Origin of the sequence: Fluviibacterium sp. S390 (assembly GCF_049800695.1) — a bacterium.
GTDB lineage: Bacteria > Pseudomonadota > Alphaproteobacteria > Rhodobacterales > Rhodobacteraceae > Meridianimarinicoccus.
In genome coordinates this window covers 1-25,400 of the sequence record NZ_JBNAFN010000004.1, presented here as the reverse complement: position 1 = coordinate 25,400, position 25,400 = coordinate 1, and the positions used below count along the sequence as shown (strand labels likewise).

The 25,400-nt window shown below is 63.2% G+C and carries 21 protein-coding genes, 1 tRNA gene and 2 pseudogenes; 8 read left to right on the top strand and 16 right to left on the bottom strand.

The window, feature by feature from the left end:
- Positions 1 to 18: 18 nt before the first annotated feature.
- The 7 genes from ACP15K_RS04510 to xdhC form a co-directional block, all read right to left on the bottom strand.
- On the bottom strand, positions 19 to 357 hold the full coding sequence (locus ACP15K_RS04510) for a carboxymuconolactone decarboxylase family protein (RefSeq protein WP_193141516.1): 339 nt from the start codon (positions 355 to 357) through the stop codon (positions 19 to 21).
- 164 nt (positions 358 to 521) lie between these two features.
- On the bottom strand, positions 522 to 1,595 hold the full coding sequence (locus tag ACP15K_RS04505) for a BMP family ABC transporter substrate-binding protein (RefSeq protein ID WP_226925843.1): 1,074 nt from the start codon (positions 1,593 to 1,595) through the stop codon (positions 522 to 524).
- A gap of 5 nt (positions 1,596 to 1,600) precedes the next feature.
- The gene (locus tag ACP15K_RS04500) at positions 1,601 to 2,428 is read right to left on the bottom strand and encodes an ion transporter (RefSeq protein ID WP_424989917.1); all 828 of its coding nucleotides are present in this window, start codon (positions 2,426 to 2,428) and stop codon (positions 1,601 to 1,603) included.
- Between the two features lie 28 nt (positions 2,429 to 2,456).
- Positions 2,457 to 3,383 carry an ABC transporter permease gene (locus tag ACP15K_RS04495; RefSeq protein ID WP_193141519.1) on the bottom strand — a complete coding sequence of 309 codons (927 nt, stop codon included), beginning with the start codon at positions 3,381 to 3,383 and terminating at the stop codon, positions 2,457 to 2,459.
- Positions 3,383 to 4,468, bottom strand: coding sequence for an ABC transporter permease (locus ACP15K_RS04490; protein ID WP_193141520.1), 1,086 nt, complete (start codon positions 4,466 to 4,468; stop codon positions 3,383 to 3,385). The genes ACP15K_RS04495 and ACP15K_RS04490 overlap by 1 nt, the downstream gene beginning before the upstream one ends.
- A 21-nt stretch (positions 4,469 to 4,489) precedes the next feature.
- Positions 4,490 to 6,031, bottom strand: coding sequence for an ABC transporter ATP-binding protein (locus ACP15K_RS04485; protein ID WP_193141521.1), 1,542 nt, complete (start codon positions 6,029 to 6,031; stop codon positions 4,490 to 4,492).
- Positions 6,021 to 6,971 carry a xanthine dehydrogenase accessory protein XdhC gene (gene xdhC / locus ACP15K_RS04480; protein ID WP_424989916.1) on the bottom strand — a complete coding sequence of 317 codons (951 nt, stop codon included), beginning with the start codon at positions 6,969 to 6,971 and terminating at the stop codon, positions 6,021 to 6,023. The genes ACP15K_RS04485 and xdhC overlap by 11 nt, the downstream gene beginning before the upstream one ends.
- A 420-nt stretch (positions 6,972 to 7,391) precedes the next feature.
- On the opposite strand from xdhC, the gene dnaE reads away from it, so the two are divergent.
- Entirely contained in the window at positions 7,392 to 10,892 is a 3,501-nt protein-coding gene (dnaE, locus tag ACP15K_RS04475) for a DNA polymerase III subunit alpha (RefSeq protein WP_424989915.1), read from the top strand.
- Between the two features lie 6 nt (positions 10,893 to 10,898).
- Here the strand turns inward: dnaE and ACP15K_RS04470 are convergent, their stop codons facing one another.
- From ACP15K_RS04470 to ACP15K_RS04445, 6 genes are all read right to left on the bottom strand, one after another.
- Positions 10,899 to 11,216, bottom strand: coding sequence for a hypothetical protein (locus ACP15K_RS04470; protein ID WP_193141524.1), 318 nt, complete (start codon positions 11,214 to 11,216; stop codon positions 10,899 to 10,901).
- A gap of 49 nt (positions 11,217 to 11,265) precedes the next feature.
- Complete coding sequence (locus ACP15K_RS04465; RefSeq protein WP_424989914.1) at positions 11,266 to 11,490, bottom strand: hypothetical protein; 225 nt, start codon at positions 11,488 to 11,490, stop codon at positions 11,266 to 11,268.
- A 202-nt stretch (positions 11,491 to 11,692) separates the two neighbouring features.
- Entirely contained in the window at positions 11,693 to 11,980 is a 288-nt protein-coding gene (locus ACP15K_RS04460; RefSeq protein ID WP_193141526.1) for a hypothetical protein, read from the bottom strand.
- Positions 11,981 to 12,409: 429 nt separating this feature from the next.
- Positions 12,410 to 13,561, bottom strand: coding sequence for a saccharopine dehydrogenase family protein (locus ACP15K_RS04455; RefSeq protein WP_424989913.1), 1,152 nt, complete (start codon positions 13,559 to 13,561; stop codon positions 12,410 to 12,412).
- A gap of 11 nt (positions 13,562 to 13,572) precedes the next feature.
- Complete coding sequence (locus ACP15K_RS04450; RefSeq protein WP_424989912.1) at positions 13,573 to 14,634, bottom strand: saccharopine dehydrogenase; 1,062 nt, start codon at positions 14,632 to 14,634, stop codon at positions 13,573 to 13,575.
- 110 nt (positions 14,635 to 14,744) lie between these two features.
- The gene (locus ACP15K_RS04445; RefSeq protein ID WP_424989911.1) at positions 14,745 to 14,954 is read right to left on the bottom strand and encodes a SlyX family protein; all 210 of its coding nucleotides are present in this window, start codon (positions 14,952 to 14,954) and stop codon (positions 14,745 to 14,747) included.
- A 111-nt stretch (positions 14,955 to 15,065) separates the two neighbouring features.
- Here ACP15K_RS04445 and hisS point away from each other — a divergent pair, with 111 nt between their 5' ends.
- From hisS to hisG, 3 genes are read left to right on the top strand one after another with little or no spacing between them, the layout of a single operon-like run.
- Positions 15,066 to 16,562, top strand: a complete 1,497-nt coding sequence (hisS, locus tag ACP15K_RS04440; protein WP_424989910.1) for a histidine--tRNA ligase — start codon at positions 15,066 to 15,068, stop codon at positions 16,560 to 16,562.
- A complete protein-coding gene (locus tag ACP15K_RS04435; RefSeq protein WP_424989909.1) occupies positions 16,559 to 17,668 on the top strand; it encodes an ATP phosphoribosyltransferase regulatory subunit in 1,110 nt (369 codons plus the stop codon). The genes hisS and ACP15K_RS04435 overlap by 4 nt, the downstream gene beginning before the upstream one ends.
- Positions 17,665 to 18,366, top strand: coding sequence for an ATP phosphoribosyltransferase (hisG, locus tag ACP15K_RS04430; RefSeq protein WP_193141533.1), 702 nt, complete (start codon positions 17,665 to 17,667; stop codon positions 18,364 to 18,366). Before ACP15K_RS04435 ends, hisG begins: the two co-directional genes overlap by 4 nt.
- A 58-nt stretch (positions 18,367 to 18,424) precedes the next feature.
- Here the strand turns inward: hisG and ACP15K_RS04425 are convergent, their stop codons facing one another.
- The gene (locus ACP15K_RS04425; RefSeq protein WP_193141534.1) at positions 18,425 to 18,859 is read right to left on the bottom strand and encodes a DUF1489 family protein; all 435 of its coding nucleotides are present in this window, start codon (positions 18,857 to 18,859) and stop codon (positions 18,425 to 18,427) included.
- A 94-nt stretch (positions 18,860 to 18,953) separates the two neighbouring features.
- Between ACP15K_RS04425 and ACP15K_RS04420 the strand changes: the two genes are divergently transcribed.
- Entirely contained in the window at positions 18,954 to 21,227 is a 2,274-nt protein-coding gene (locus ACP15K_RS04420) for an adenosylcobalamin-dependent ribonucleoside-diphosphate reductase (protein ID WP_193141535.1), read from the top strand.
- A 337-nt stretch (positions 21,228 to 21,564) separates the two neighbouring features.
- Here ACP15K_RS04420 and ACP15K_RS04415 read toward each other — a convergent pair.
- Positions 21,565 to 22,197, bottom strand: a pseudogene (locus ACP15K_RS04415) (transposase); the annotation flags it as partial.
- A 284-nt stretch (positions 22,198 to 22,481) separates the two neighbouring features.
- Here ACP15K_RS04415 and ACP15K_RS04410 point away from each other — a divergent pair.
- From ACP15K_RS04410 to ACP15K_RS04400, 3 genes are all read left to right on the top strand, one after another.
- Positions 22,482 to 22,571: transfer RNA gene (locus ACP15K_RS04410), tRNA-Ser, on the top strand.
- 169 nt (positions 22,572 to 22,740) lie between these two features.
- Entirely contained in the window at positions 22,741 to 23,940 is a 1,200-nt protein-coding gene (locus tag ACP15K_RS04405; RefSeq protein WP_424989908.1) for a tyrosine-type recombinase/integrase, read from the top strand.
- 107 nt (positions 23,941 to 24,047) lie between these two features.
- Positions 24,048 to 24,842, top strand: coding sequence for a hypothetical protein (locus ACP15K_RS04400; RefSeq protein ID WP_424989907.1), 795 nt, complete (start codon positions 24,048 to 24,050; stop codon positions 24,840 to 24,842).
- Between the two features lie 32 nt (positions 24,843 to 24,874).
- On the opposite strand, the pseudogene ACP15K_RS04395 reads toward ACP15K_RS04400, so the two are convergent.
- Positions 24,875 to 25,400, bottom strand: a pseudogene (locus ACP15K_RS04395) (IS5 family transposase); the annotation flags it as partial.

Below are 25,400 nucleotides of genomic sequence, written 5' to 3'. Positions count from 1 at the left end.
ACAGCCGGGGCGTCGGGGCTAGCCGGCGCTCAAATCGTCATAGGCGCGCAGGGCCTTGGCCGAATACATCAGCGACGGCCCGCCGCCCATCTGCACGGCCATGGCCAGCACGTCCGCGATTTCCTCGCGGGTGGCGCCAAGCTTGACCAGCGCGTCCATGTGGAAACCGATGCACGGCTCGCAGCGATCCGCAACGGCGATGCCGAGGGCGACGAACTCCAGCGTCTTGGTGTCCACGGCAGAGCCGGTCTTGGCCGCCTTGCTGAGGGCGCCAAAGCCCTTGGCCGCTTCGGGAATGGCAGTGTTCAGCGCGCGCAACTGTTCGCGCATGTCCTTGTTCTTGTCTTGCCACGACATGAGGTCGCCCTTTCACTCTGGAATATGTGCATGGGTTGCGACCATTCTCGTCGTACGGCAACGCGACAGGAGCGCACAGGGGGGGGCGGGATCCCGCCGCGCCGGCAGCCTGAGCCGCCGGCAGGGACAGCCGCCCGCACCCGAAGGGGCGGGCGGTCGTGGGATCAGTTGGGCACGTCGCCTTCGATGCCTTCGACGTAGAAGGTCATGCCGGCCAGTGTGCCGTCGTCGGCCACTTCGCCTTCGGCCAGCCAGGGTGTGCCGTCTTGCTTGTTCAGCGGGCCGGTGAACGGGTGGTAGGCACCCGAGGCGATGTCATCGCGCATCTTGGCTGCTTCGGCACGCACGTCTTCGGGGATCACTTCGCTGAATTCGCCGATGCCGACCATGCCCTCGGTGATGCCGTACCAGGTGTTCACCGACTCCCATGTGCCATCCATGACGGCCTGCACACGCTCGATGTAATAGGGCGCCCATTCGTCGATGATCGAGGACAGGCGCGGTTCGGGCGCGAATTCGATCATGTCAGCCGCCTGGCCAAAGCCGTAGCCGCCCTGTTTTTCCAGTGTCGCCAGCGGCGCGGTGGAATCGGTGTGGGCCAGGATCACGTCAACACCCTGGTCCAGCATGGCCTGGGTGGCGTCGGCTTCCTTGCCCGGATCGAACCAGGTGTAAAGCCAGATCACGTTGAGTGTGACATCCGGATTGGCCTTCTTGGCGTGGATATGGGTCGAGTTGATACCGCGGATGACCTCGGGGATCGGGAACGAGGCGATATAGCCGATCTTGTTGGTCTTGGTCATCGCCCCGGCGATATAGCCGGTGACAGCGCGGCCTTCATAGAACCGCGCGGAATAGACCGAGACGTTGGGCGCGGTCTTGAAGCCGGTGGCGTGTTCGAACTTCACGTTCGGAAACTTCTTGGCGACGTTGATGGTCGGATCCATGTAGCCGAAGGAGGTGGTGAAGATCAGGTCGACACCGGACAGCGCCATCTGGGTCATCACGCGTTCCGCATCGGCACCCTCGGGAACCGATTCCTGTTCGACCACCTCGACGGCATCGCCGAAGTGTTCCTTCATCTTCATCGCCGCCTCGTGGTGGTGCTGGGACCAGCCGCCGTCGTTGGCGGGGCCGACGTAGATGAAGCCCACCTTCACCGGATCCTCGGCGATGGCCGGTGCCGCGACACCGACCGCCACGACCGCCGCGGCGAGCACGGCTTTCAATGTTTGCATCATGTTCAAGTTCTCCTTGTTGGTTTTCTTTTCAACGGCGCAAGATCCTTGCGGATCTCGCGTTCGATTTCCTCGTGCAGTTCGGTCTCCACCTCGCGCTCGACCTCGGCTTCTACCTTTTTCTCGATGGTGCCTTCCAGTTCGGTGTTGATCAGCGCGGTGGTGATGATTGCGGTGGGCACGGCGATGACGCCCAGCCCGACGAACAGGATCGCGGTGGTGAACAGCCGCCCTTCGGTGGTGATCGGGTAGATGTCGCCATAGCCCACGGTGGTGAAGCTGACCACCGCCCACCACAGGCTGATCGGGATCGACGAGAACGCCTCGGGCTGGGCATCATGTTCGAAGATATAGATGCCGACCGCCGCGATATAGAGGATGATGGCCGCCAGGAAGGCAAACACCATCAACTCGCCCCGGCTGTGGGCCAGGGCCACTTCCAGCCGCCGCAGGGCGCGGTTGGCATGCAGCAGTTTCAGCAGGCGCGCCAGCCGCAGCAACCGAAGCGATCGGATGGCGGCCCATTGCTGCTGCACGATCAGCAGCGCCGGCAGGCAGGCCAGAAAATCCACGATGCCCCAGAAACTGAAGATGTATTTCAGCCGGTTGGGGGCGCAGTAGACGCGGGCGATGTATTCCACCAGAAACACGAAGAGCACAAAGATCTCGAACCAGAACAACAGCGCATGGGCCCAGGACGGCAGGCTGGGCACGGTTTCCAGCGAAATGCTCAGCCCCGACGCCACGATCAGTCCCTGGTGGGCCAGCGCAATCGCGCGCGAGTGGTCCGGGTGCACCCCGTCCAGGATCTCGATGTATTCTTCGCGGCGCATATGCGGTCAGGTGGCCTTTTCGTCCGGGTCAGGTGGATGCGTGGAAGACGCGGCCAAGGGCGGCCGGTGCGTTCAGCGCGGCGCGGCGGCGGTCTGCCGACATGATGACCAGCACAAGGATGGTAATCAGGTAGGGCGACATGGACAACAGCTCGACCGGCACCTTCAGGCCCGCCGCCTGCAGGTTCAGCTGCAACACGGTGACGCCGCCGAACAGATAGGCCCCCAGCAGCACGCGCCAGGGTTTCCAGGCGCCGAACACCACCAGTGCCAGCGCGATCCAGCCCGCGCCCGCGGTCATGCCCTCGGTCCATTGCGGCACGCGCACGAGGCTGAGGTAAGCACCGCCCAGACCGGCGCAGGCACCGCCGAACAGGATTGCCAGAAAGCGGATGCGCACCACCTTGTAGCCAAGGGCATGGGCGGCCTCGTGGCTTTCGCCGACCGCGCGCAGGATCAGACCGGCGCGGCTGAACTTCAGGAAGGCCCAGACCGCGGCCACCAGCGCCAACGCCACGTAGACGGTGACGTCATGGCTGAACAGCACCGGACCGACGAAGGGAATGTCCGACAGGATGCCCAGGTTGACCGAACCGATGGCGGGCGGCTTGATGCCCACGTAGCCTTGTCCGATCAGGGCCGAGAACCCCAGCCCGAACAGCGTCAGCGCCAGCCCGGTCGCCACCTGGTTGGACAGCAGGTATTGCGTCAGCACGGCGAAGATCACCGACAGGGTCGCGCCCCCAAGGGCCGCGCCGACAAACCCCAGGAAGGGGCTGCCGGTTTCCACGGCGACAGCAAAGCCGCAGATGGCACCGGTGATCATCATCCCCTCGACGCCAAGGTTCAGGACGCCGGATTTCTCGACCACCAGCTCACCGATGGCGGCCAGCAGGATCGGGGTCGAGGCCACCATGAGCGAGGCCAGCAGAAGCTCGATTGATATAGCACCCATCACGCCACCTCGGATTTGATCAGGCGAATGCGGAAGTTGGTCAGAACGTCCACCGCCAGCAGGAAGAACAGCAACATGCCCTGGAAGGCCTGGATCGCTGCTGCCGGAAGTCCCAGCATGAATTGCGCCAGCTCGCCGCCGATATAGGTCAGCGCCATCAGCAGCCCGGCCAGCAGGATGCCCACCGGATGCAGGCGGCCCAGGAAGGCCACGATGATGGCGGTGAAGCCGTAGTTCGAGCCGAAGTCGATGCTCAGTTGCCCCGCCGGGCCAGACACCTCGAACATGCCCGCCAATCCGGCCAACGCGCCGGAAAGGCCAAGGCATGTGACGATCAGCCGGGTCGGGTTCACGCCGCTGAACCGCGCCGCGCGCGGCGCAGCCCCGGTCAGGCGGATCTGGTAGCCCAACATGTGCCGGGCCAGCAGGACATAGGCGCCGATCACCGCGATGAAGGCCGCGACCACCCCCCAGTGCATGCCGGTGCCGGGGAACAACTCGACGTTGGCTGCCGCGTCCCAATGCTGGAAATTGCGCGAGCCAGGAAAGCCGCCGCCGTCGGGGCTGCGCAGAAGGCCCAGCGAGACCGAGGCCAGAAGCTGTTCGGCCACGTAGACCAGCAGCAGCGACACGAGGATCTCGTTGGTGTTGAATTTCGTCTTCAGGATCGCCGGGATCATCGCCCAGGCCCAGCCGCCCAAGGCGCCAGCCAGCACCATCAGCGGAAAGATCAGCGGCGATTCAGACGGGTAGAGCGCCAGTCCGACGCCGCCGCCGCAGATCGCGCCCATGATGTATTGACCTTCGGCGCCGATGTTCCAGATGCCGGCCTTGAAGCCAAGGCTCAACCCGATGGCGATCAGGATCAGCGGCCCGGCCTTTACCAGAAGCTGCGGCCGCGAGTAGCTGGCGAATTGTTCGTTGAAGAGCGGATCGTAGAAGATCGTGCGGATGGCCTCGACCGGATCCTTGCCAAGGGCGGCAAACATCAGCCCCCCGGCAATCACGGTGGCCAGAACCGCGACCAGCGGCGTCAGCGCGGTCCACAGACGGGACGGGGTGGGGCGCTTTTCAAGGCGGATCATGGGGCGGCTCCTTGTGGGGCGCTAGGCTTCGGCATGATGTGCGGTGTCCATGTCATGAGCGCCGCCCATCATCAGGCCGATTTCTTCCAGGCTCAGCCCGGCGGCAGGGCGCGGTTCGGTCAGGCGGCCTTCGTTCAGGGCCGCGAAATTGTCTGCAATCTCAAGTATTTCCTCAAGATCCTGGCTGATGACGATCAGCGCGGTGCCCTGTTCGGCCAAATCCAGCAGGGCCTGCCGGATCGCGGCGGCGGCGGCGGCATCCACGCCCCAGGTCGGCTGGTTCACCACCAGCGCGCGGGGATTTTGCAGCACCTCCCGGCCGATCACGAATTTCTGCAGGTTGCCGCCAGACAGGGCACGGGCGGCCACATGGCTGCCCGGCGTGCGCACGTCGAAATCGGCGATGATCTTTTTCGCGAACTCCCGGGTCTTCGGCCAGTCCAGCATACCGTTGCGCACCAGAGACATGCGCGGGTCGCCGGTCAGCATCGCGTTTTCCACAAGGCTCATGTCGGGTGCTGCGGCATGGCCCAGACGTTCTTCGGGCGCGGTCAGCAGCCCCATCGCGCGGCGCTGGCGTGGGCCGAGGGCGGCGATGTCCTGACCTTCAAAGAACAACGTGCCCGCCGGGGCGCGGCTTTCGCCCGACAGAACGTCCAGCAATTCGTCCTGTCCGTTGCCCGCAACCCCGCCGATGCCCAGGATTTCGCCGGACCGAACCTGCATCTGGATGCTCTTCAACGCGGTGCCGAACTGGCGCTCCGAGGGCAGACTCAGCCCACGCGCCTCCAGCAGCACCTCGCCGCGCGTGCCTGCGGCGCGGGCCGGGGTTTGCAGGGTGGCACCGACCATCAGTTCGGCCATGGCGCGGGCCGAGGTTTCGCGCGGGATGCAATCGCCCACCACCTTGCCGTGGCGCAGCACAGTGGCCGCGTCGCAGAGGCTGCGGATTTCATCCAGCTTGTGCGAAATATAGAGGATCGCGGTGCCTTCCGCCGACAGGGTGCGCAGGGTGGTGAACAGCATGTCCACCTCTTGCGGGGTCAGCACCGAGGTCGGCTCGTCCATGATCAGCAGCTTGGGATTCTGCAACAGGCAGCGGATGATCTCGACCCGCTGGCGTTCGCCCACCGACAGGTCACCGACGCGTCGGGACGGGTCCAGCGGCAGGCCATATTCTTCCGAGACCGAGCGGATGCGTTCAGACAGATCGCGCCGGGGCGGCGGGTCTTCCATGCCCAGGGCGATGTTTTCGGCCACGTCCAGCGCCTCGAACAGCGAGAAATGCTGGAACACCATGGCCACGCCGCGCCGACGCGCTTCCGAGGGTTTGGCAGGCATGTAGGCTTCGCCGTGCAACTCCATCCGGCCGGCGTCGGGTTTGACCAACCCGTAGATGGTCTTGACGAGGGTCGATTTCCCGGCGCCGTTTTCGCCCAGCAGCGCGTGGATTTCCCCCGGCGCGATCGAGAAACCGACCTGGTCGTTGGCGACAACGCCGGGATAGGCCTTGGTCAGACCCTCCAGCAACAGCAGGGGTGTTTGGGCAGGCTCAAAACTCATGGGCAATCCGGGATTGATGGGCGCAGGGCTCGTCGGCCAGAAGGGCGGCGGCGACACCGATGGCAATGGCTGCAGGATGCTTGCCGAGGCGTGGATCGCCGATCGGACAGGTGATGCGGGAAACGTCGTCGGGGGCATGGCCCAGGGCCGCAAGCCGGCGCCGGAAACGGGCCCATTTTGTGGCCGATCCGATCAGCCCGGCGCTGTGAAACCCGTGGGTCAGCAGCGCATGGCAAAGATCAAGATCCAGCGCGTGCGAATAGGTCAGGATCAGGTGCCGGGCATCGCGGGGGGCGCGGTGCACCAGCAGCGGTGGTTGTGCGGCAGGCAGCACCGTAGCCGTTTCGGGCGGCGTTTCCGGGAAGCGGTCGGGGGCCGTGTCGATCCACGTCAGCGCAAGGTTCGGCAGGGGTGCCAGCACATCGACCAATGCGCGCCCCACATGGCCCGCGCCCCAGATCCAGACCGGGCGGGTGGGTCGCGTTACCGGCTCCAGCAGCCAGCCGTCCTGAAGAACGGTGGTCACTGGCTGGCCTTCGGACCGGGCCGCGCGGCACGCACGGCGCAGGGAAAGCGGCGCCAGATCCGCGCCATCGATACGGCGCAGGAAAGGCGTGTCCTCGGCAACCTCGGCCAGACGCGTGGTGTCGAAACATTCGATCACAAGGGTGACCGCGCCGCCGCAGCACTGGCCGCGCGCGGGGCCCAGCGGGATCCGCTGCACCCTGTGGGTACCTGCGGACAGGCATTTGCGGGCCTCGGCCACCGCGTCGAATTCCAGCGCGCCGCCACCGATGGTGCCCGATTGCCCCTCGGGCCAGACCAGCATCGCGGCGCCGGTTTCGCGCGGCACGGATCCTGCGGTCTCGGCCACCACCACCCGCGCCACGCGCGGATGCCGCGCAAGGGCCTGTACCAGCATGTCGCGATCCAGGCTCATGTGCCCTGCACCACAAGTACCGGGCATAGGTCTGGCACGCACGGAAGTGCGCTGTTGCAGGATGACATGTGAACGCTCAGCCGGGCGCGCGTCACGGGTTTCCCATCAATGCGCACGGCCGGGCCGCCTGGAAGTAACGCCACCATAGATCCGAAAAACCGCCGCTGTACCGGAATGGATCCGTGCCAAGATCGATCGATGCGGCGTAGACCAGCCTTGGCGTCCAGCAGGAAAGCCGGGAAACTCGGCATTTGCAAGACTTCTGTGCGTTGGCCTGACACCCTGAGCCGGGCAAATGCGAAGAATTCGGGCAGAAATGTCCAAGCCTTGCGTGTCGAGGGCACTGTGAGAACCTGTGCCCGCCGCCCTGAGCCCCCGATAGGGCTTTCACGTCGTTGCGCTGGCTTCTAGGTTGGCCGCATGACCAGTTCTCCGCGATTCATCCACCTGCGCCTGCATTCCGAATACTCGCTTCTTGAAGGCGCGGTTCGGGTCAAGAAACTGCCCGGTCTCGTGGCTGGGATGGGGATGCCGGCGGTGGCGTTGACCGACACCAACAACATGTTCGCCGCATTGGAGTTTTCCGAGCTTTCGGCGCGCTCGGGCGTGCAGCCGATCATCGGCTGTCAGGTGGATCTGGCCTATGACACCCCGCGCCCCGGTGAAAAACCGCTGCCGCCCGCGCCGGTGGTTCTGCTGGCGCAATCGGCGGCGGGGTACGCGCACCTGATGAAGCTCAACTCGGTCCTCTACCTGGAAAGCGACGGGCAGGTGCCACAGGTACCGCTGGCCAAGCTTCTGGAGCATTCCGAGGATGTCATCTGCCTGACCGGCGGTCCCGACGGGCCGGTGGGGCGGCTGTTGCAGGCGGGGCATCGCCCGGCGGCCGAAGCGCTGGTGCGGCAACTGGCCGAAGGGTTCGGCAACCGGCTGTATATCGAGTTGCAGCGCCATCCCGGCGAGGACGGCCTGCCCGAGGCCGAGGCCCGGACCGAACGCGGACATGTCGAGATCGCCTATGCGATGGATCTGCCGCTGGTCGCCACCAATGACGTCTATTTCCCCAAGGCCGAGATGTACGAGGCGCATGACGCGCTGATCTGCATCGCCGATGGCGCTTATGTGGATCAGCAGGACCCGCGCCGTCGCCTGACGCCCCAGCACTATCTGAAAAGTCCCGAGGAAATGGCGACCTTGTTTGCCGATCTGCCCGAGGCGCTGGAAAATTCCGTCGAGATCGCCCGCCGCTGTGCCTTCAAGGCCGAGACCCATCCGCCGATCCTGCCCCGTTTCGCCGACGACGAAGTCGAGGAATTGCGCCGTCAGGCGCAGGCCGGTCTGAAGGATCGCCTTGCAGTCATCCCGCATGCGGCCTCGGTCGAGGACTATGAGAAACGGCTGGAGTTCGAGCTGGGCATCATCGAAGGCATGGGCTTTCCCGGCTATTTCCTGATCGTGGCCGATTTCATCAAATGGGCCAAGGATCACGACATTCCGGTGGGGCCGGGGCGGGGCTCGGGCGCGGGCAGCCTTGTGGCCTATGCGCTGACCATCACCGACCTTGATCCGCTGCGCTACAGCCTGCTGTTCGAACGGTTCCTGAACCCCGAGCGGGTGTCGATGCCCGACTTCGACATCGACTTCTGCATGGATCGCCGCGAAGAGGTGATCCACTACGTGCAAGAAAAATATGGCCGCGACAAGGTGGGCCAGATCATCACCTTCGGCGCGCTGCTGTCCAAGGCTGCCGTGCGCGATATCGGGCGGGTGTTGCAGATGCCCTACGGGCAGGTGGACCGCCTGTCGAAGATGATCCCGGTTGAGGGGGTCAAGCCGGTGTCGATCGAGAAGGCGCTGATCGACGAGCCGCGCCTGCGCGAAGAGGCCCGCCGCGAAGAGGTGGTGGAACGACTGCTGAATTATGGCCAGCAGGTGGAAGGCCTGCTGCGCAATGCCTCGACCCACGCGGCGGGGGTGGTGATCGGGGATCGACCGCTGGACGCGCTTGTGCCGCTTTACCGCGACCCGCGCTCGGACATGCCTGCGACCCAGTTCAACATGAAATGGGTGGAACAGGCCGGCCTGGTGAAGTTCGACTTCCTGGGCCTGAAAACCCTGACCGTGATCCAGAACGCCATCGACCTGATCGAGGCGCAGGGCCGTCCGCTGCACGTTGCCGCCGATGGCACGCAGCTTTACGAGCCGGCGGCCGGGGCCGAGGGGCAGATCAACCTGATCCCGCTGGACGATGAAAAGACCTATCGACTGTATGCCGATGCCAAGACGGTGGCGGTGTTCCAGGTGGAAAGCTCGGGCATGATGGATGCGCTGCGGCGCATGAAACCGACGTGTATCGAGGATATCGTGGCGCTGGTGGCGCTGTATCGCCCCGGCCCGATGGAAAATATCCCGACCTATTGCGAGGTCAAGAACGGGCTGAAGGAGCGTGCCTCGGTCCATCCGCTGATCGACCATATCCTTGAGGAAACCCAGGGCATCATCGTCTACCAGGAACAGGTGATGCAGATTGCGCAGGTGATGGCGGGCTACAGCCTAGGCGGCGCCGATCTGCTGCGCCGCGCTATGGGCAAGAAGATCAAGGAGGCGATGGATGCCGAACGTCCCAAGTTCGAAAAGGGCGCGGCGGAAAACGGGGTCGACAAGAAGAAGGCGAGCGAGGTGTTCGACCTTCTGGAGAAATTCGCCAACTACGGCTTCAACAAGTCACACGCCGCGGCCTATGCGGTGGTCAGCTATCAAACCGGCTGGCTGAAGGCGAACCACCCGGTCGAGTTCATGGCCGGGGTCATGAATTGCGACATCCATCTGACCGACAAGCTGGCGGTCTATGCCGAAGAGGTTCGGCGCGGGTTGGGTCTGGAGATCGTGCCGCCCTGCGTGAACCGTTCGCAGGCGATGTTTTCGGTCGCCGATGGCAAGGTCGTCTACGGGCTGGGCGCGCTGAAGAACGTGGGCATCGAGGCGATGAAGCTGGTCGAGGCGGGGCGGGGTGACAAACCCTTTGCCAATCTGTTCGACTTCGCCCGCCGGGTGGATCTGAAGCGCATCGGCAAGCGCCCGATGGAAATGCTGGCCCGTGCCGGGGCCTTCGATCAACTCGACAGCAACCGCCACCGGGTGTTCAAATCGCTTGACGCACTGGTGGCCTATTCCGCCGCCATTCACGATCAGCGCGGATCGTCACAAGTGTCGCTGTTCGGCGAGGCCGGGGATGATCTGCCGGAACCGCGCATGTCGCAAGTGACCGACTGGTTGCCAGCCGAACGGCTGGGCGAGGAACATACCGCGATCGGTTTTTACCTGTCGGGGCATCCGCTGGACGACTACATGCCCGCGCTGAAACGGGCCGGGGTCAAGACGCTGGCCGAGGTGGAGGAGGCCGCCCGCACCGCGCCGTTGGTGGCCAAGCTGGCCGGGGCCGTGGCTGGGCGGCAGGAACGCAAGTCGGCGCGCGGGAAACGCTTTGCCTTTGCGCAACTGTCGGACCCATCGGGACTTTATGAAGTCACGATATTCTCGGATACGCTTGAGGCCAGTCGCGATTTGCTGGAGGCGGGCACCAACGTGGTGATGACGGTGGAAGCCACCAGCGAGGCCGACCAGTTGAAACTGCTGTGCCGCAGCGTGGTGCCGGTGGATTCCGTGGCCACGGCGGGCGCGCCCATGGGGCTGCGGGTCTTCCTGAATCGCAGCGAAACTCTGGAAACCATTGCAGCGATGCTGGAAAAGGCGCGCGAGGAAACCCGCGTGCCCGCGCGGTCGCCGGTGGAACTGTGCTTGCTGGGACCGGACCTCCCGGGCGAGGTGCAGATCAAGCTGCCCGAGCCCTATTATGTCAACCCCGCCATCAAGGGTGCCGTCAAATCGCTGGACGGGGTTGTTGTGGTCGAGGATTTCTAGGAAGGATCAGCACTTCTTGGCGGCTTCGCTCAGCTTGAACTTCACTTGGTTGCGTTTTTCAAGCGGGAACAGACCTCCATCCGAGATGATGGAGTTCAATTCCACCATGTCGACTTTTTCCATGCAGTTCACTGGCGTCGGATCCAGACCCATCCACGACACCCGGTTCTTGACCATGAGCGCATACTGGCTGTTGTTGGCGGGCACCGTGGAAGCTGCCGTCGTTTCTGTCGTCGTTGGGGAAGGCGCGGTTGCCGTGGTTACGGTACAGGCTGACAGGGCGCAGGCACCTGCCAGAAACAGGGCCCCAAGAAATGTTTGCATGCGGAACCTCACAAGGGCTGAAGGCGACTGCGCGGGCAGTCGCGTTGGTTCAGCACTTCTTGGCGGCCTGGCTCAGCAGGAATTTCGCGGTGCTGCGTTTGTCCGCATTTTTGACCCGCCCGCCCGTCAATGCCGAGTTCAGCTCTACCTTATCGGCGGTGCTCATGCAGTCAATCGGGCTGGGATCCAGACCCATCCCCGAGACACGGTTCTTCAGGACTTGACCATATTGATCGGTGGCATGGGCGCCGGTCGCCACAAGGGCGACGGTCATGGCAAGGGCAAGGGATTTCCGAGCAGTTTTCATAGGTTCATTCCCGGTTGATGGGTGGTGCATTGTAGCAGACCTAGGCAGAAGCGGGACGGTTTTCCACGGACCGCACGTCAAAGTGAGACGGGTCCCGAGGTGTCGTCGCGGCCGGTTCAACGCATCGCACGGGCCCCGTCTGGGGTGCCCATGCGATGACGCGCATCCCTCAGCGGGCGCGGGCCGCGTCCAGGATATCCGACGCCTGTTGGCGCATGGTGGACGTGTTGGTGTCATCGTCCGACAGGATCTGGCGAAGCTGCACGATCTCGGTCAGCGTCAGTTTCTCGATCCCGGCACTGTCGATGCTTTGCAAACTCAGCGAATTCACCAGGGCGCCGACCAGCATCGACTGGCCGATGGCCATCGTGTCGGTGTCGGTGGTGGCCCAGACGGCCGAGGCAGAGGGCAGGGCGACGGTTGCGGCAAGCAGGGCAGCTTTCAGGGTCGTTTTCATTTCAATTTCCTTTCATTGCGAACCACGGTGTGTGGTGTCATTAATAAGCACGGGGTAATGGAAAAATGGAAATGAACTCATTTAACGTTCCCGCACGGAACGGGGATGAAAATGAGGCTAAAAATGCCGGAAAAGAGAGGGCAATGAAACAGACCTCTCATTCGATGCCGTGCCGGTGTGGCGGTGCGAGCGCGACGTGATGATGTCTTTACATTATTGAGGATAGCGGTTTTGAGGGTGCCGCGGTCGGAAATAGCCCTGGACGTAATACATCCAGGGCCTCAGTTTTTTTATTTGCGCGTCATACGAATTGAGCAATTGAGACTGGGTTTGTTTTGGGGCGCCAGATTGCCCGAACCGAAAGCCCGTTGTCTCTGCAATTGTAATTCGCATTACTGCACAGTCGGTTTCCGTGGCTGGCCCCGCCCGTTACGCTTGGTCCAGATTGTCAACGATTTCCAGATGCTGTGCCTGTTTGGCAACCACGCTCAGCCAGCGATCGACCAGCCGCAGGTCCGGGGGTGCCGCCGATACGCCCGGCGCGATCTCACCTTCCAGAACGGACTCCACCGCCAACGACACAGTAACCGACACCAGCCGTGCCATGGCGGAACCGCGGTCGTCGCCGTGGGCATCCATGACATAGGTCTTGTGATAGACCGGCACGCCTGCACGGTCGGCGCGCAGTTCCACGCACATCACCACGCGATCGGCCTCGCCGTCATCGAACTGGTGCTGCTGCAAAAGGGTTTCCGACATCTCCTGCAGTCGGGTCTCGCCTTCCGGTCCGGACAGGCCTTCGATCTCGCGGAAAAGATCGTCCCAGGCTTCCGCCCAGCCTTCCAGCCGCAGGGTGCCGCGCACGAAGGTGCGAAGGCGCCAGTCCGGATCAAAGTCATATTCCGCGATGAATGGCAGGCTGTCGCGGTTGGGATAGACCTCGAAGCTCTCCGGCGCGGGCAGGGGCGCATCATAGCGGGTCAGGCTGTCCCACGGGCGCGTCACGTTGAAGTCCTCGAAATCCTTCAGCGAGCGGGACGGGGACCGTAGCGCCTTCAGCACGCCCAGGGGCGACCAGCTGAACTTGTAGCGGAACGGGTTGGGGATTTTTGGCAAGCCGCCGCAATAGCTGCGAAAGGTGATCTCGTTGGCCGGGTCATGCACCCCCGATGCGCGATAGTCCGAAACCAGCCAATGGGCCATCAGGTGATCGATGCCGGGATCAAGACCGACCTCGTTGATCGAAACCAGGCCCTGGTCGCGGAACGCCGCATCCAGTGCCTGCATCTGGGGCGAGATGTAGGAGGACGACACGAAATGCGCCCCGGCGGCCAGGCAGGCCTGCGCGATGGTCACATGCCAGTCCCCCGGCAGCATCGAGACGGCGATATCGCCGGGCTGCAGCGCGACGGCGAATGCGTCGGGATCGAAGGCCCGCACGTCGGCAGACAGTCCTTCCAGCGCCGCAAGCGCCTTGGCGGGCGTGCGGTTCCAGACCACCACATCGTGGCCGTTTTCGATCAGCCGGCGCAGGCCGGGGCGTGTGGACAGGCCGGTTCCGACCCAGTGCAATCTTGGCATGGTACAGGCTTTCAAACTTTGGAGACGTGGGTTTCATAGATCGCCCCGGCCCGTTTCCAGACCCCGGTGCGATCAGTGTCGAGATCTTCGAGGTAGGGCAAAAGCTGGTCGGCGTAGTCCTCGCTGCTTTCCGCGGGCAGCATGGACGGCAGGTTGTCGATGGCCATGACATCCAGCGGCACCGGGCTGTCGGTCACCCGGACAAGCGGGTCGGCGAAGGTGGTCGAGCGGTGGTAGATCGGGATCGGGTTGTAGCTGCTGCTCGGGTCGCAGGAGACATCGGCAATGACGCTCAGGCGCCGTGCCTTGGCCACGGCCTCTGCCGGGACGAAGACCGGCACGCTGGGGCTGGCGAGGATGCAGTTGACGAATATCTCATGGTCCAGAATTTCGGGGAAGGGGCCGCCGCTGGCGGTTTCCGCCTTGTCCCAGCGGGTGACGGACAGACCCAGGGCGGTGCAAAGATCGCAGGCCCCACTGCCCACGCGACCCAGGGCACCGATGACAAGGGCGGCAGGCGCGGGCGCATCGGGAAGGGCGGCAAGATCCTTGCGCAATTCATCCAGCAAGGCCGTTTTTCCGGGATAGACACCGATAGCGCCAAGCGAGGTTCCGGACGTCTGCGCGATCCAGGCCTTCATGCCGATGGCCGCCCCGGCAAATCCGGCCCAATAGCCGAAGGCAGCGATGCGCCGCCCGGTGTCGTCCAGCAGGTATTCCAGATCCAGCAGGGTGCCACCGCCGCGCCGGAACCGGCGCAGCAGTGCCGGGCCATCCGCCTGCCCCTTGTAGGCATGGCCGAACATGATGTGGCGATGGGTCAGGTCGGGACCATCCGCGTCCAGTTCCTTAAGGCCTAAAATGATCGCATCTGACGGCGCGTCGGGCCAACTGTGCGCCGGGGCGATCACGCAGCCCGCTTTGGCATAGCCGTCCGTCGGAATGGCGCGGGCGGGAGAGTCCTCGACCGTCACCTGATGGCCTGCGTCCAGAAGCGCTTTGGCGCCTTGCGGGGTCAATCCTACCCGCTGTTCCATCTCGCGCTGTTCTGCCCTGACCCAGATGTGTGCCATGCCCGTGCCTCCCTGCTGTCGAGGGACAGGAGGTATCGCCCCTTGCGCTGCGATGCAATCGTGTCGTCTGCGCCGGGACCCGCCTGATGCCATGGCAGCCCGCCAGCGCCCTACCAGTGCGGCGGCTTCTGGTCCGCCAGCGGGACGGTGCCGCCCAGGTCGGACTCCCGCTCGGCCTCGCGCTGCATCAGCATGGCGACCCGCCGGGTCAGGGTCTGGATCTCGCGATCTTGCCGCGCGATCACGTCCGACAGGTCGCTCAGCGTGCGCTCCAGATAGGCCATTCGTTCCTGCATAGCCTGTGTCGCAGTCTCGGTCATTTGCCAAATCCTTGTGTTGTTCGGCTTTGTATCGCCACGAGAGGGGTCAATAGGTTGCTCCCGCACCCTCCATCCGGTAGAGGGGCCGCGACCGTCAGAGGTGGAGCCCCCATGGCCAAGAAGGACAAGAAACAGCCACGCCCCAAGGCGGAAACGCCGAAGGGCTTCCGTGACTATTTCGGCGCTGAGGTGACCGAACGCAAGGCGATGCTGGACCGCATCGCCGAGGTGTATCATCTTTACGGGTTCGACGCGCTGGAAAGTGCCGCCGTCGAGACCGTCGAGGCGCTTGGCAAGTTCCTGCCCGACGTGGATCGGCCCAACGAAGGTGTGTTCGCCTGGCAGGAGGAGGACAGCGACTGGCTGGCCCTGCGCTATGATCTGACCGCGCCACTGGCCCGCGTCTATGCCCAGTTCCGCAACGATCTGCCGACGCCCTACCGGCGCTATGCCATGGGCCCGGTCTGGCGCAACGAAAAGCCGGGGCCGGGACGGTTCCGCCAGTTCTATCAATGCGATGCCGATACCGTGGGCGCGCCGACAGTTGCCGCCGACGCCGAGATCCTGTCGATGCTGTCAGACGCGCTGGAAGCCGTGGGCATCGACCGGGGCGACTATGTCGTCAAGGTCAACAACCGCAAGGTTCTGAACGGGGTGATGGAGGCCGCAGGCGTGCTCAACCCCGACGATCCCATGGCCCTTGCCGCGGAACGCGGCATCGTGCTGCGCGCCATCGACAAGCTGGACCGTCTGGGCCGCGACGGCGTGCGGGCGCTGCTGGGGGCGGGACGCGAAGATGCCTCGGGCGATTTCACCAAGGGTGCCGGGCTGAGCGACGATCAGGCAGCCATCGTTCTGGGCTTTCTGGATGCGCGCGGGGCCGATGGCGCCGCCACGGTGGCCAACCTTCAGGCCCTGATCGGCGGGTCCAAAACCGGCGCGCAGGGGGTCGACGAGTTACAGCAAATCGCTGATCTGATGGCGGCAGGCGGTTATGGCGCCGACCGGGTCGAGATCGATCCTGCTGTGGTGCGCGGACTGGGCTACTATACAGGCCCGGTTTTCGAGGCCGAACTGACCTTCGAGATCACCGACGACAAGGGCCGCCCGCGTCAGTTCGGCTCGGTGGCCGGGGGCGGTCGTTACGACGATCTGGTCAAGCGCTTCACCGGGCAGGCCGTGCCGGCCACCGGCGTGTCCATCGGCGTCGATCGTCTGCTTGCGGCGCTGACCGCCAAGGGCCGGACCGCAGCGCAGGCCCATGGGCCGGTGGTGGTGACGGTGATGGATCGCGACCGCATGGCCGACTATCAATCCATGGTCGCCGACCTGCGCGCGGCGGGCGTCCGGGCGGAAGTCTACCTCGGCAACCCGAAGAACTTCGGCAACCAGATGAAATACGCCGACCGCCGCGATGCGCCCCTGGCGGTGATCCAGGGCGGCGACGAGGCCGCGCGCGACATGGTGCAGATCAAGGATCTGAAACTGGGCGCGGAGATCGCCGCACAGGCCAGCCTGGAAGAATGGAAATCCCACGCCGCGCAGCGCGAAGTACCCCGCAGCGATCTGGTGGCCGAGGTGCGCAAGATGCTGGACCGGGGCCAATGACCGAGCCCTGCAAGTCCCAGATCCTCGCCGAGGCCCAACGCCTGCGCGCCTGTTTCGAGGCGGCTGGCGCCACGCCGGTGGATGCGGACATCCTGCTGCCTGCCGAAACCCTGCTGGACCTTTACGGCGAGGACATCCGCGCGCGAGCCTATGTCACCATGGATCCGCTGCATGGCGAGTTGATGATGCGCCCGGATTTCACCGTGCCGGTGGTGCAAGCGCATATGTCCAACGGGGCCGGCACCGCGCGCTATACCTATCTGGGCGAGGTGTTCCGCAAGCAGGAAGGCGACTACGATCGCGCCAATGAATACCTGCAAGTGGGCTTCGAGTTGTTCGACGCTGAAGCCCCGGAAAAGGCCGATGCCGAGGTCTACGCGCTGTTCGCGACCCTGCTGGCGGATCTGCCGCTGCGCGCCGCGACCGGCGACGTGGGTATCCTGCGGGCGGCGATTTCCGGGTTGAAACTGTCGGCGCCGCGCCGCGCCGCGCTGATGCGCCACCTCTGGCGTCCGCGCCGCTTCCGCACCCTGCTGGAGCGTTTCTCGGGCCGCACCCCGGCCACGCCGCAGCGTGTGACGCTGCTGGAGGCACATGCGCGGGGCGAAGACGTGCTGTCGCGCGCCGGGATGTTCATCGGTCTGCGCGACCCCGACGAGATCCGCAAACGCCTTGATCGTCTGGCGGATGACCTGTCGGAACCGCCCCTGACCGAGGGCGAACTGGCGTCTCTGGATCAGGTCATCACGCTCAAGGACATGAGCCCCGCCGCGCTGGAGCGACTGAGCGACATCGCCGTGGACATGCCCGCGATGCACGACGCGGTGCAGCGGTTCGAACGGCGGCTCGACGCGCTGCAGGCCCGTGGCGTCGACATCGACCACTTGCCTTTCGAGGCGGAATTCGGGCGCACCACCATGGAATACTACGACGGCTTCGTGTTCGGCTTCTCCGGCACGGAACAGCCGGGTCTGCCGCCGGTTGCCCTTGGCGGGCGCTATGACGCACTGACCCGGATCCTCGGGCAAGGCACCGCCATGCCGGCCGTGGGCGGCATGATCCGTCCGGCCTCTCTTCTGGACCTGCGCAGCGGAGATCCCGCATGACCCTGAAGCTTGGCGTGCCGTCCAAGGGACGGTTGATGGAAAAGACCTTCGACTGGTTCAGCGCCCGCGGGATCGGCCTCAGCCGCACCGGAGCCGAGCGCGAGTACAGCGGTGCCGTCACCGGGATCGACGGGATGGAACTGGTGCTGCTCTCGGCGTCGGAAATACCCCGTGAACTGGCCCGTGGCCGGATCCACCTCGGCGTAACCGGCTCTGACCTCGTGCGCGACAAGCTTGCGGCCTGGCACGACCATGTGATCGAACTGGAGCCCATGGGCTTCGGCTTTGCCGATCTCATCATCGCGGTGCCGAAATGCTGGGTCGATGTGGACACCATCGCCGATCTCGACAGCGCCGCCGCCGCCTTCCGCGCCACCCATGGTTTCCGACTGCGCATCGCCACGAAATACCACCGGCTGGTGCGCGAATATCTCAGGAAGGAAGGCGTGGCGGACTATCAGCTGGTCGACAGCCAGGGTGCCACCGAAGGTACGGTCAAGAACCTGACCGCCGAGGCCATCGCCGACATCACCTCGACCGGCGAAACCCTGCGCGCCAATCATCTCAAGATCCTCGGCGACGGGATCATTCACCGCAGCCAGGCCACGCTGTTCAAATCCCGCAAGGCGCAATGGACCGGCGACGATCGCAAGGCGTTGCAGGTGCTGAAAGACTGCCTCGCCGCCGCACCCACCTGATCTTTTTCTTGTTGGAAATACTCAAGGTGCGGCGACGGCCAAGACAGGCCGCACCGGATCAGAGGACTCCGATCTCGGCCAGCGCTGCCTGCATCTCACGTGGCAGCCGATCATCGCCGGTCTCCGATGCCCGATCCAGATCGGCCGGTGAATCCTCGGGCTTCAGATAGCGCCAGCCCTGAAACGGGCGGCGCGGGGCAGGGCGGGTGCGGAAGATCTGCGGGTCCATGACGATCCCGCAGCGCCGGATGCCGTCCTCGCCGATCACCTCGTCCAGTCGCAGGATGCGCTGCCGCGCCAGGATCGCCCCCTTGAACACCCAGAACAGCGACCCGCCGGCCAGCAATTCCGCTTCGCGCTTGGGCCACATGCGGGTGACGTGGCGGGGCAACCCGTCGGGCTGCTGGGCCGCACGGGTCTTTTGCCACGCGACCAGGTCGTCAACCGCTTCGGCGCCGACGCAAAGTTTTACCAGATTTATGTGGTTTGGCACCTGTCACCCCCTGTATGTCGTTAAAGATAGTTGATCGCGGCCGCCGGACAAGGTAGAACTTGAGGCCGTTTCCTCCTGCCAGAGAGCCCCATCCATGAGCCGCTTTTCCGCCCCCATCGCCGAATCCATCTGGGACATGAAATACCGCCTGAAAGACGCAGAGGGCACCCCCGTGGATCATGGGGTTGAAGATACCTGGCGACGCATTGCCGGGGCGCTTGCGACGGTCGAAAAGGATCCTGCCGCCTGGGAGGAGAAATTCTATGGCGCACTGGAGGACTTCAAGTTCCTGCCCGCCGGCCGGATCATCGCCGGCGCCGGGACCGCGCGCAGCGTGACCCTGTTCAACTGCTTCGTCATGGGCACCGTGCCCGACAGCATGGCCGGCATCTTCGACATGCTGAAGGAAGCCGCGCTGACCATGCAGCAGGGCGGCGGCATTGGCTATGATTTCTCGACCATCCGGCCCAAGGGCGCGCCGGTACAGGGGGTCGCGGCGGATGCCTCGGGCCCGCTGAGCTTCATGGACGTCTGGGACGCCATGTGCCGCACGATCATGTCCGCAGGCTCGCGCCGGGGGGCGATGATGGCGACCATGCGCTGCGACCACCCGGATGTGGAACAGTTCATCACCGCCAAATCCGACGCCGCACGGCTGCGCATGTTCAACCTGTCGGTGCTGGTGACCGATCCATTCATGGAAGCCGTCAAGGCTGACCGGCCCTGGGATCTGGTCTTCGACGGGGTGGTCTACAACACTGTCCGCGCCCGCGACCTGTGGGACCGGATCATGCAGTCGACCTATGACTATGCCGAACCGGGCGTGATTTTCATCGACCGGATCAACGCTGCCAACAACCTGAACTACTGCGAGACCATCGCCGCCACCAACCCCTGTGGCGAGCAACCGCTGCCACCCTATGGCGCCTGCCTGCTGGGCTCGATCAATATGGCCAAGCTGGTGTCGAACCCCTTCGAGGGCGATGCGGCGCTGGACGAGGACGCCCTGGACGATTTGGTGCGCACCGCCGTTCGGATGATGGACAACGTGGTCGACGCTTCGCGCTTCCCGCTTCCCGCGCAAGAAACAGAGGCGCAGAACAAGCGCCGGATCGGGCTGGGGGTCACCGGGCTGGCCGACGCCCTGCTGATGGTCGGGCTGCGCTATGGCTCCGAGGACGCGGCGCGTCAAACCGAGTGCTGGTTGCAGGCAATCGCCCGCGCCGCCTATCTGGCCTCGGTCGATCTGGCGAAGGAAAAGGGCGCCTTCCCGCTGTTCGACGCCGACAAATACCTGGCCAGCGGCACCATGCAGGCCATGGACGACGACGTGCGCGACGCCATTGCCAAGCATGGTATCCGCAACGCGCTGCTGACCTCCATCGCGCCGACCGGGACCATCAGCCTTTATGCGGGCAATGTCTCGTCGGGGATCGAGCCGGTGTTCGCCTACAGCTACACCCGCAAGGTGCTGCAGAAGGATGGCTCGCGCACCGAGGAAGAGGTTGTCGATTACGCCGTGAAACTGTGGCGCGAGAAGTTCGGCGACGTGGACCTGCCCGACCATTTCGTCAACGCCCAGACGCTGGCGCCGCTCGATCACGTGCGGATGCAGGCCGCGGCTCAGAAGTGGATCGATTCCAGCATCTCGAAGACCATCAACTGCCCGGCGGACATCGGCTTTGAAGAGTTCAAGGACGTCTACATGGCCGCCTGGGACCAGGGCTGCAAGGGCTGCACCACCTATCGCCCGAACGACGTAACCGGCAGCGTGCTGAGCGTCGCCGAGGAGAAGCCGAAAGCGGCCCCTGTGGTGCAACCGGTCGAGGTTGGTGGCGTCGTCCACCTGACCGAGCCGCTTGACCGTCCCGTGGCCCTGGAAGGCAACACCTACAAGCTGAAATGGCCCGACAGCGAGCATGCCATCTATATCACCATCAACGATGTTGAAGTGAACGGCCATCGCCGCCCGTTCGAAATCTTCATCAATTCCAAGAACATGGAGCATTTCAGCTGGACCGTTGCCCTGACCCGGATGATCTCGGCGGTGTTCCGGCGCGGCGGCGATGTCTCCTTCGTCGTCGAGGAATTGAAGGCGGTGTTCGACCCGCGCGGCGGGGCGTGGATGGAGGGCAAATACATCCCCTCGATCCTGGCGGCCATCGGTGGCACCATCGAAAAGCACATGATCGCCATCGGCTTCATCGACGGAGAGGGGCTTGGCCTGAAGACCGACCCCCATGCAGATCCCGTCACGGGACTGGCGGCCCCGAAGGGCAAGGCCTGCTCCAGTTGTGGCAGCTACGAGATGCGGATGATCGAGGGCTGCATGACCTGCGCAAACTGCGGCTTTTCGAAATGCGGCTAGGCGCGGAGACCTAGCGGACCCCGTGTTTTTTCGACGGGCAATTGAGGGGCATTCGGGCCACAAAAATACAGACTCTCGTTGGGGATTGAATGCCCACTGGACGTAAAGTCCTAGCAAGTGTTCGATATCGGAATGCCGGTCCGAAAGGGCCGGCATTCTTGCAATCTGGGATCGGCTCACGGTGCCGTGGTTGCCGGTATCGGCCCCGAGCCACCGTCCGACCACCAACCGACATTCGCCGCGTCTGCAAAATTTGAAGAATCATGAACGCACACACTGCGGGGCTTTGTTGAACACTTCGATTGCAAGCCGTACTCCCCCTCTCTGGTAGGACTTGCCCCAAGACCTGGGTGACATGTGTGCCAACGGTGGTATAGCGTCTGGGGACGGCGATGCGGATCTGGATTTCCGCGCCCTGTCGGTCGAAGCCCCGCGCCACGAGGCTGTGCCCCAACAGCTTCATACGGTGCATCTTCGGTTCGACGCGGCTTCGGCGGTGATGGTCGCTCCATCTTCGCCACAAGGCGCTGTCCGGGTATCGCGACGCGCGCGGCCTTTGTCGCGCGTCTCTCCGGCGTTTGTGGCGTTCCATTCGCATTCACCCTCGGCCTTGATGTCGGTGATGTGGATCAGAAGGTGCAGCAGCCCGGGGCACTCTCACGCCAGCTTTCCTTGCCAGCGGCAAAGGGTACTGAAAACGGACGCGGTCCAGCCCAGACAGACCAGCCGCAAGAGGCCTTGCGCCAACCCGGTTGTCTGCCTCGGCGGCGATCCGAACAGCACCTTCAGCGTCAGGCAGGTCTGGCCTCGCGTCACTGAAGCTCGCTAGACGACCCCGCCTGCCGGTCGGTAGCGGAGCCCTGATCATCCCGGGGTCGAACCAGATACAAACCGATCCACGCTGGCTCAAGCTGCCACTCCAGGATGACCCGTTCGTGGTCCTGGACTTCCTCGGGGGCCAACTGGTCAGGCATGCTGGATGCCCGCAGTGACTCCCTCAATGCGATTTGTGCAAGAACGCCGACGCCATCTGAAAAGCGGCCGGGGACAAGGCAATTGCGAGAGGTCGATCCGCAGTCTCCTGACCACAAGGATGGCGCACTCCTGTGGGGTTGGCCACATCGAAAACCCGCCCGCAACACGGTCTTATCGCGGCCCGGTTCGCGAAGACCTTCTCTATCGGGCGCCAGGATCGGTCGGTCTGGCGTATCGACCCTTGTCAAATCAGGTTTGGCCTTTTAGCACCGCACTAGTGGAGCGGTGGCCGAGTGGTCGAAGGCAGTAGTCTTGAAAACTACCGTGCGCGGAAGCGTACCGTGGGTTCGAATCCCACCCGCTCCGCCAGACCATCCTTTTCCCCATTCCTTCTGACGTACCATTACCTTAGTAAATATCTGTTAAAAGGTGACGAAATCACCTTGGCGGTTTCTCTGGCTTTCGTTCGCTTGTGCTTGTATTGTCTCACTGAGTGGTACGAAAGGTGGTATTATCGTTGGCGGTGCTGAGTGGGAAGTTGACACGGAAGCTGGTTGAGAACCTTGGGCCGGGTCGTCATGGGGACGGCAATGGGCTCTACTTGGTTGTAGACCCCTCGGGCGCACGCCGCTGGATCGTGCGCGTTGTCGTTAAAGGACAGAGAAACCGGAAAGGTGGACCACTACGCACAGACTTCGGCTTGGGCGGTGCCGATATCGTCACGTTGCATCAGGCTCGTGATCGAGCATTGGAATACCGTCGGATGGCCAAGCAGGGGCTGAACCCGCGTTTCAATGTGAAGTCGGAAATTCCAACCTTCGAAGAAATTGCCCAGCAAGTTCACATCGACCGTTTGCCCACGTGGAAGAACGCGAAACACGGCCAGCAGTGGATCAACACGCTCCGTGACTACGCCTTTCCCAAAATTGGACGGATGCCGGTGGACAGTATCGGCCAGCCCGAAGTGATGATGTGCTTGTCCCCAATATGGACGGAGAAGCACGAAACCGCGCGGCGCTTGATGCAACGAATGAAGACCGTCCTGGATGTGGCAAAGTCCAAGGGGTTCAGGTCTGGCGAGAACCCCGTGACGGGGATCAAGGACGCAGGTGTCTTGCCAAAAGTAAAGGTCAAGCCCAAACATCACAACTCAATGCGCTGGCAAGACGTGCCCGCGTTCTATGCGGATCTGAATGACCGCAATGCCATGGCAGCTAAGGCACTGATGTTCACTTGTTTGACGGGGTCACGTACAGGCGAGGTCCTTGGCATGCGATGGGAGGAAATCGACCTTGAAGCACGGCTTTGGAGTTGTCCTGCGGAACGCATGAAAGCCGGTGACGTGCACAGGGTTCCCCTGACCGATGAGATGCTGGCAATCATTGAACCACTGAAGGCTATGCAGTCAGACTATGTATTCGAGGGGCAGAAACGGCACAAGCCATTGTCAAACATGTCCATGTTGATGCTGTTGCGCCGCATGAAGGTAGAGGGTGTCACCGTGCACGGGTTCAGGTCCAGCTTTCGCGACTGGGCAACCGAGGCCACTAACACCCCACGCGAAGTCGCTGAAGTGTCCTTGGCGCATACGATAGGTTCCAACGTGGAGCGTGCCTATGCCAGATCAGATCTCCTGGAAAAGCGTCGTTTGCTCATGGAGAAGTGGTCGTGCTTCGTAACCCGGGCTGATGCAACGGTAGTACACCTACCGACCAACTCTGGCTTACCGGGAAAGTAAATCTCAAAAGGGTCGTCATTGTGTCCCCTTTTGATCTGCCGGGTAGCATCTCATTGGCTCCACAGGTATTGCGCTAGTCTGAAAAGGGTACTCAGAAGGGGGACTTAATGAAGGACCCAAGCATAGAAGAGCAGGTTGCGTCTGTGGTGGATCGCCTTTTGGGTAGGCCCGTCCAGAACGCTCTAGCGCCGGCCGGTGCGACGCTTGATGTTTCACGCCCTAACATTCACGACCACAAGTCCGAGTATCTTCGCGAAAAGGGTGCGGTCGACAGAGCGTTGGAAGGCATAAGTGGCTTGTTGGAAGCTGTTTTGGGCGACCGTTCAAAGAAAACTCCCGAACATGAAGCAATGTTCAGCAGGCTGAGAACCGTAGTTGATCATGGTGCACGTCGTCGACTTGCGGTTCGCCGGCCAGATAGCACTTCAGAATTGATCAGGATGAACGCAATCCAAGATGGCCTTACAATCAATGCACTGCAAGTATTGTTGGACTACCGACAGGAGTTGACCCAAAGACTGGCGGAACTAAAGGTTCAGGAACGGCAATTCTGGGCAGTGAAGCATCGTCCTGCGAACTACTTTGCGCGGGCCGTGGCGTTGAGGCTTGCCCGTCTCTATGCCGCTGAAGAGGGAGAGCGACCTTCATACGGTACGTCCAGAGATGGCGGGCATCCGTCCACAGAGTACTGCCGTGCATTGGAAGAAATCTACGGCATTCTTGAAATCAAGGCATCTGTAAAGTCAGCGGCCAAGTGGGCTGTCAACAACCTGACGGACGATGACTTGAAGACAAATGTATCGTCGAGCATCGGTGATCTGCTCACGGTGGTGGGTGGTGGCAATCGTGAGAATGCGTATCTCACGTTGGAGGGTGCCTTCAGAATAAGCGACGCCGAATAAGCCCTTTCGTAGGGTCAGGACTCGTTCTTGTCTCAAAGCCAGAACATGACGGTTGCGGCCAATGCGATGGCTGAGAGGAAGACTTTTGGGCATCGGTCGTAGCGAGTGGCCACACGCCGCCAGTCTTTCAGTCTTCCGAACATGATCTCGATGCGGTTGCGGCGCTTGTATCGACGCTTGTCATACTTGATGGCTGTCTTGCGCTGCTTTCGGCCGGGGATACAGGCTCGTATCCCCTTGTCTTTCAATGCTTCTCTGAACCAGTCTGCGTCATAGCCCCGGTCCCCGAGCAGCCACTCGGCATTCGGCAGGCTGCTCACCAATGCCCGTGCGCCGATGTAATCGCTCACCTGCCCGGCGGTGACGAAGAGATTGATTGGTCGCCCCAGGCTGTCGCAGACGGCGTGCAGCTTTGTATTCATACCGCCCTTGGTTCGGCCGATCAGGCGGCCACGCCCCCCTTTTTAACGCCCAGGCTGGACGCGGTGCGGTGTGCCTTCAGATACGTCGCGTCGATCATCACGGTCTTTTCTTCACTGTGTTCGGCGGCCAGCCCAG

What these genes read in the sequence shown, in the direction of transcription:
- ACP15K_RS04510 (WP_193141516.1), bottom strand. Translation starts at nt 357, where the DNA reads ATGTCGTGGCAAGACAAGAACAAGGACATGCGCGAACAGTTGCGCGCG.
- hisS (WP_424989910.1), top strand. Translation starts at nt 15,066, where the DNA reads ATGGCCAAGAAGGACAAGAAACAGCCACGCCCCAAGGCGGAAACGCCG.
- xdhC (WP_424989916.1), bottom strand. Translation starts at nt 6,971, where the DNA reads ATGAGCCTGGATCGCGACATGCTGGTACAGGCCCTTGCGCGGCATCCG.
- ACP15K_RS04445 (WP_424989911.1), bottom strand. Translation starts at nt 14,954, where the DNA reads ATGACCGAGACTGCGACACAGGCTATGCAGGAACGAATGGCCTATCTG.
- ACP15K_RS04455 (WP_424989913.1), bottom strand. Translation starts at nt 13,561, where the DNA reads ATGCCAAGATTGCACTGGGTCGGAACCGGCCTGTCCACACGCCCCGGC.
- dnaE (WP_424989915.1), top strand. Translation starts at nt 7,392, where the DNA reads ATGACCAGTTCTCCGCGATTCATCCACCTGCGCCTGCATTCCGAATAC.
- ACP15K_RS04460 (WP_193141526.1), bottom strand. Translation starts at nt 11,980, where the DNA reads ATGAAAACGACCCTGAAAGCTGCCCTGCTTGCCGCAACCGTCGCCCTG.
- ACP15K_RS04465 (WP_424989914.1), bottom strand. Translation starts at nt 11,490, where the DNA reads ATGACCGTCGCCCTTGTGGCGACCGGCGCCCATGCCACCGATCAATAT.
- ACP15K_RS04470 (WP_193141524.1), bottom strand. Translation starts at nt 11,216, where the DNA reads ATGCAAACATTTCTTGGGGCCCTGTTTCTGGCAGGTGCCTGCGCCCTG.
- ACP15K_RS04400 (WP_424989907.1), top strand. Translation starts at nt 24,048, where the DNA reads ATGAAGGACCCAAGCATAGAAGAGCAGGTTGCGTCTGTGGTGGATCGC.
- ACP15K_RS04450 (WP_424989912.1), bottom strand. Translation starts at nt 14,634, where the DNA reads ATGGCACACATCTGGGTCAGGGCAGAACAGCGCGAGATGGAACAGCGG.
- hisG (WP_193141533.1), top strand. Translation starts at nt 17,665, where the DNA reads ATGACCCTGAAGCTTGGCGTGCCGTCCAAGGGACGGTTGATGGAAAAG.
- ACP15K_RS04420 (WP_193141535.1), top strand. Translation starts at nt 18,954, where the DNA reads ATGAGCCGCTTTTCCGCCCCCATCGCCGAATCCATCTGGGACATGAAA.
- ACP15K_RS04495 (WP_193141519.1), bottom strand. Translation starts at nt 3,383, where the DNA reads ATGGGTGCTATATCAATCGAGCTTCTGCTGGCCTCGCTCATGGTGGCC.
- ACP15K_RS04490 (WP_193141520.1), bottom strand. Translation starts at nt 4,468, where the DNA reads ATGATCCGCCTTGAAAAGCGCCCCACCCCGTCCCGTCTGTGGACCGCG.
- ACP15K_RS04485 (WP_193141521.1), bottom strand. Translation starts at nt 6,031, where the DNA reads ATGAGTTTTGAGCCTGCCCAAACACCCCTGCTGTTGCTGGAGGGTCTG.
- ACP15K_RS04435 (WP_424989909.1), top strand. Translation starts at nt 16,559, where the DNA reads ATGACCGAGCCCTGCAAGTCCCAGATCCTCGCCGAGGCCCAACGCCTG.
- ACP15K_RS04505 (WP_226925843.1), bottom strand. Translation starts at nt 1,595, where the DNA reads ATGCAAACATTGAAAGCCGTGCTCGCCGCGGCGGTCGTGGCGGTCGGT.
- ACP15K_RS04500 (WP_424989917.1), bottom strand. Translation starts at nt 2,428, where the DNA reads ATGCGCCGCGAAGAATACATCGAGATCCTGGACGGGGTGCACCCGGAC.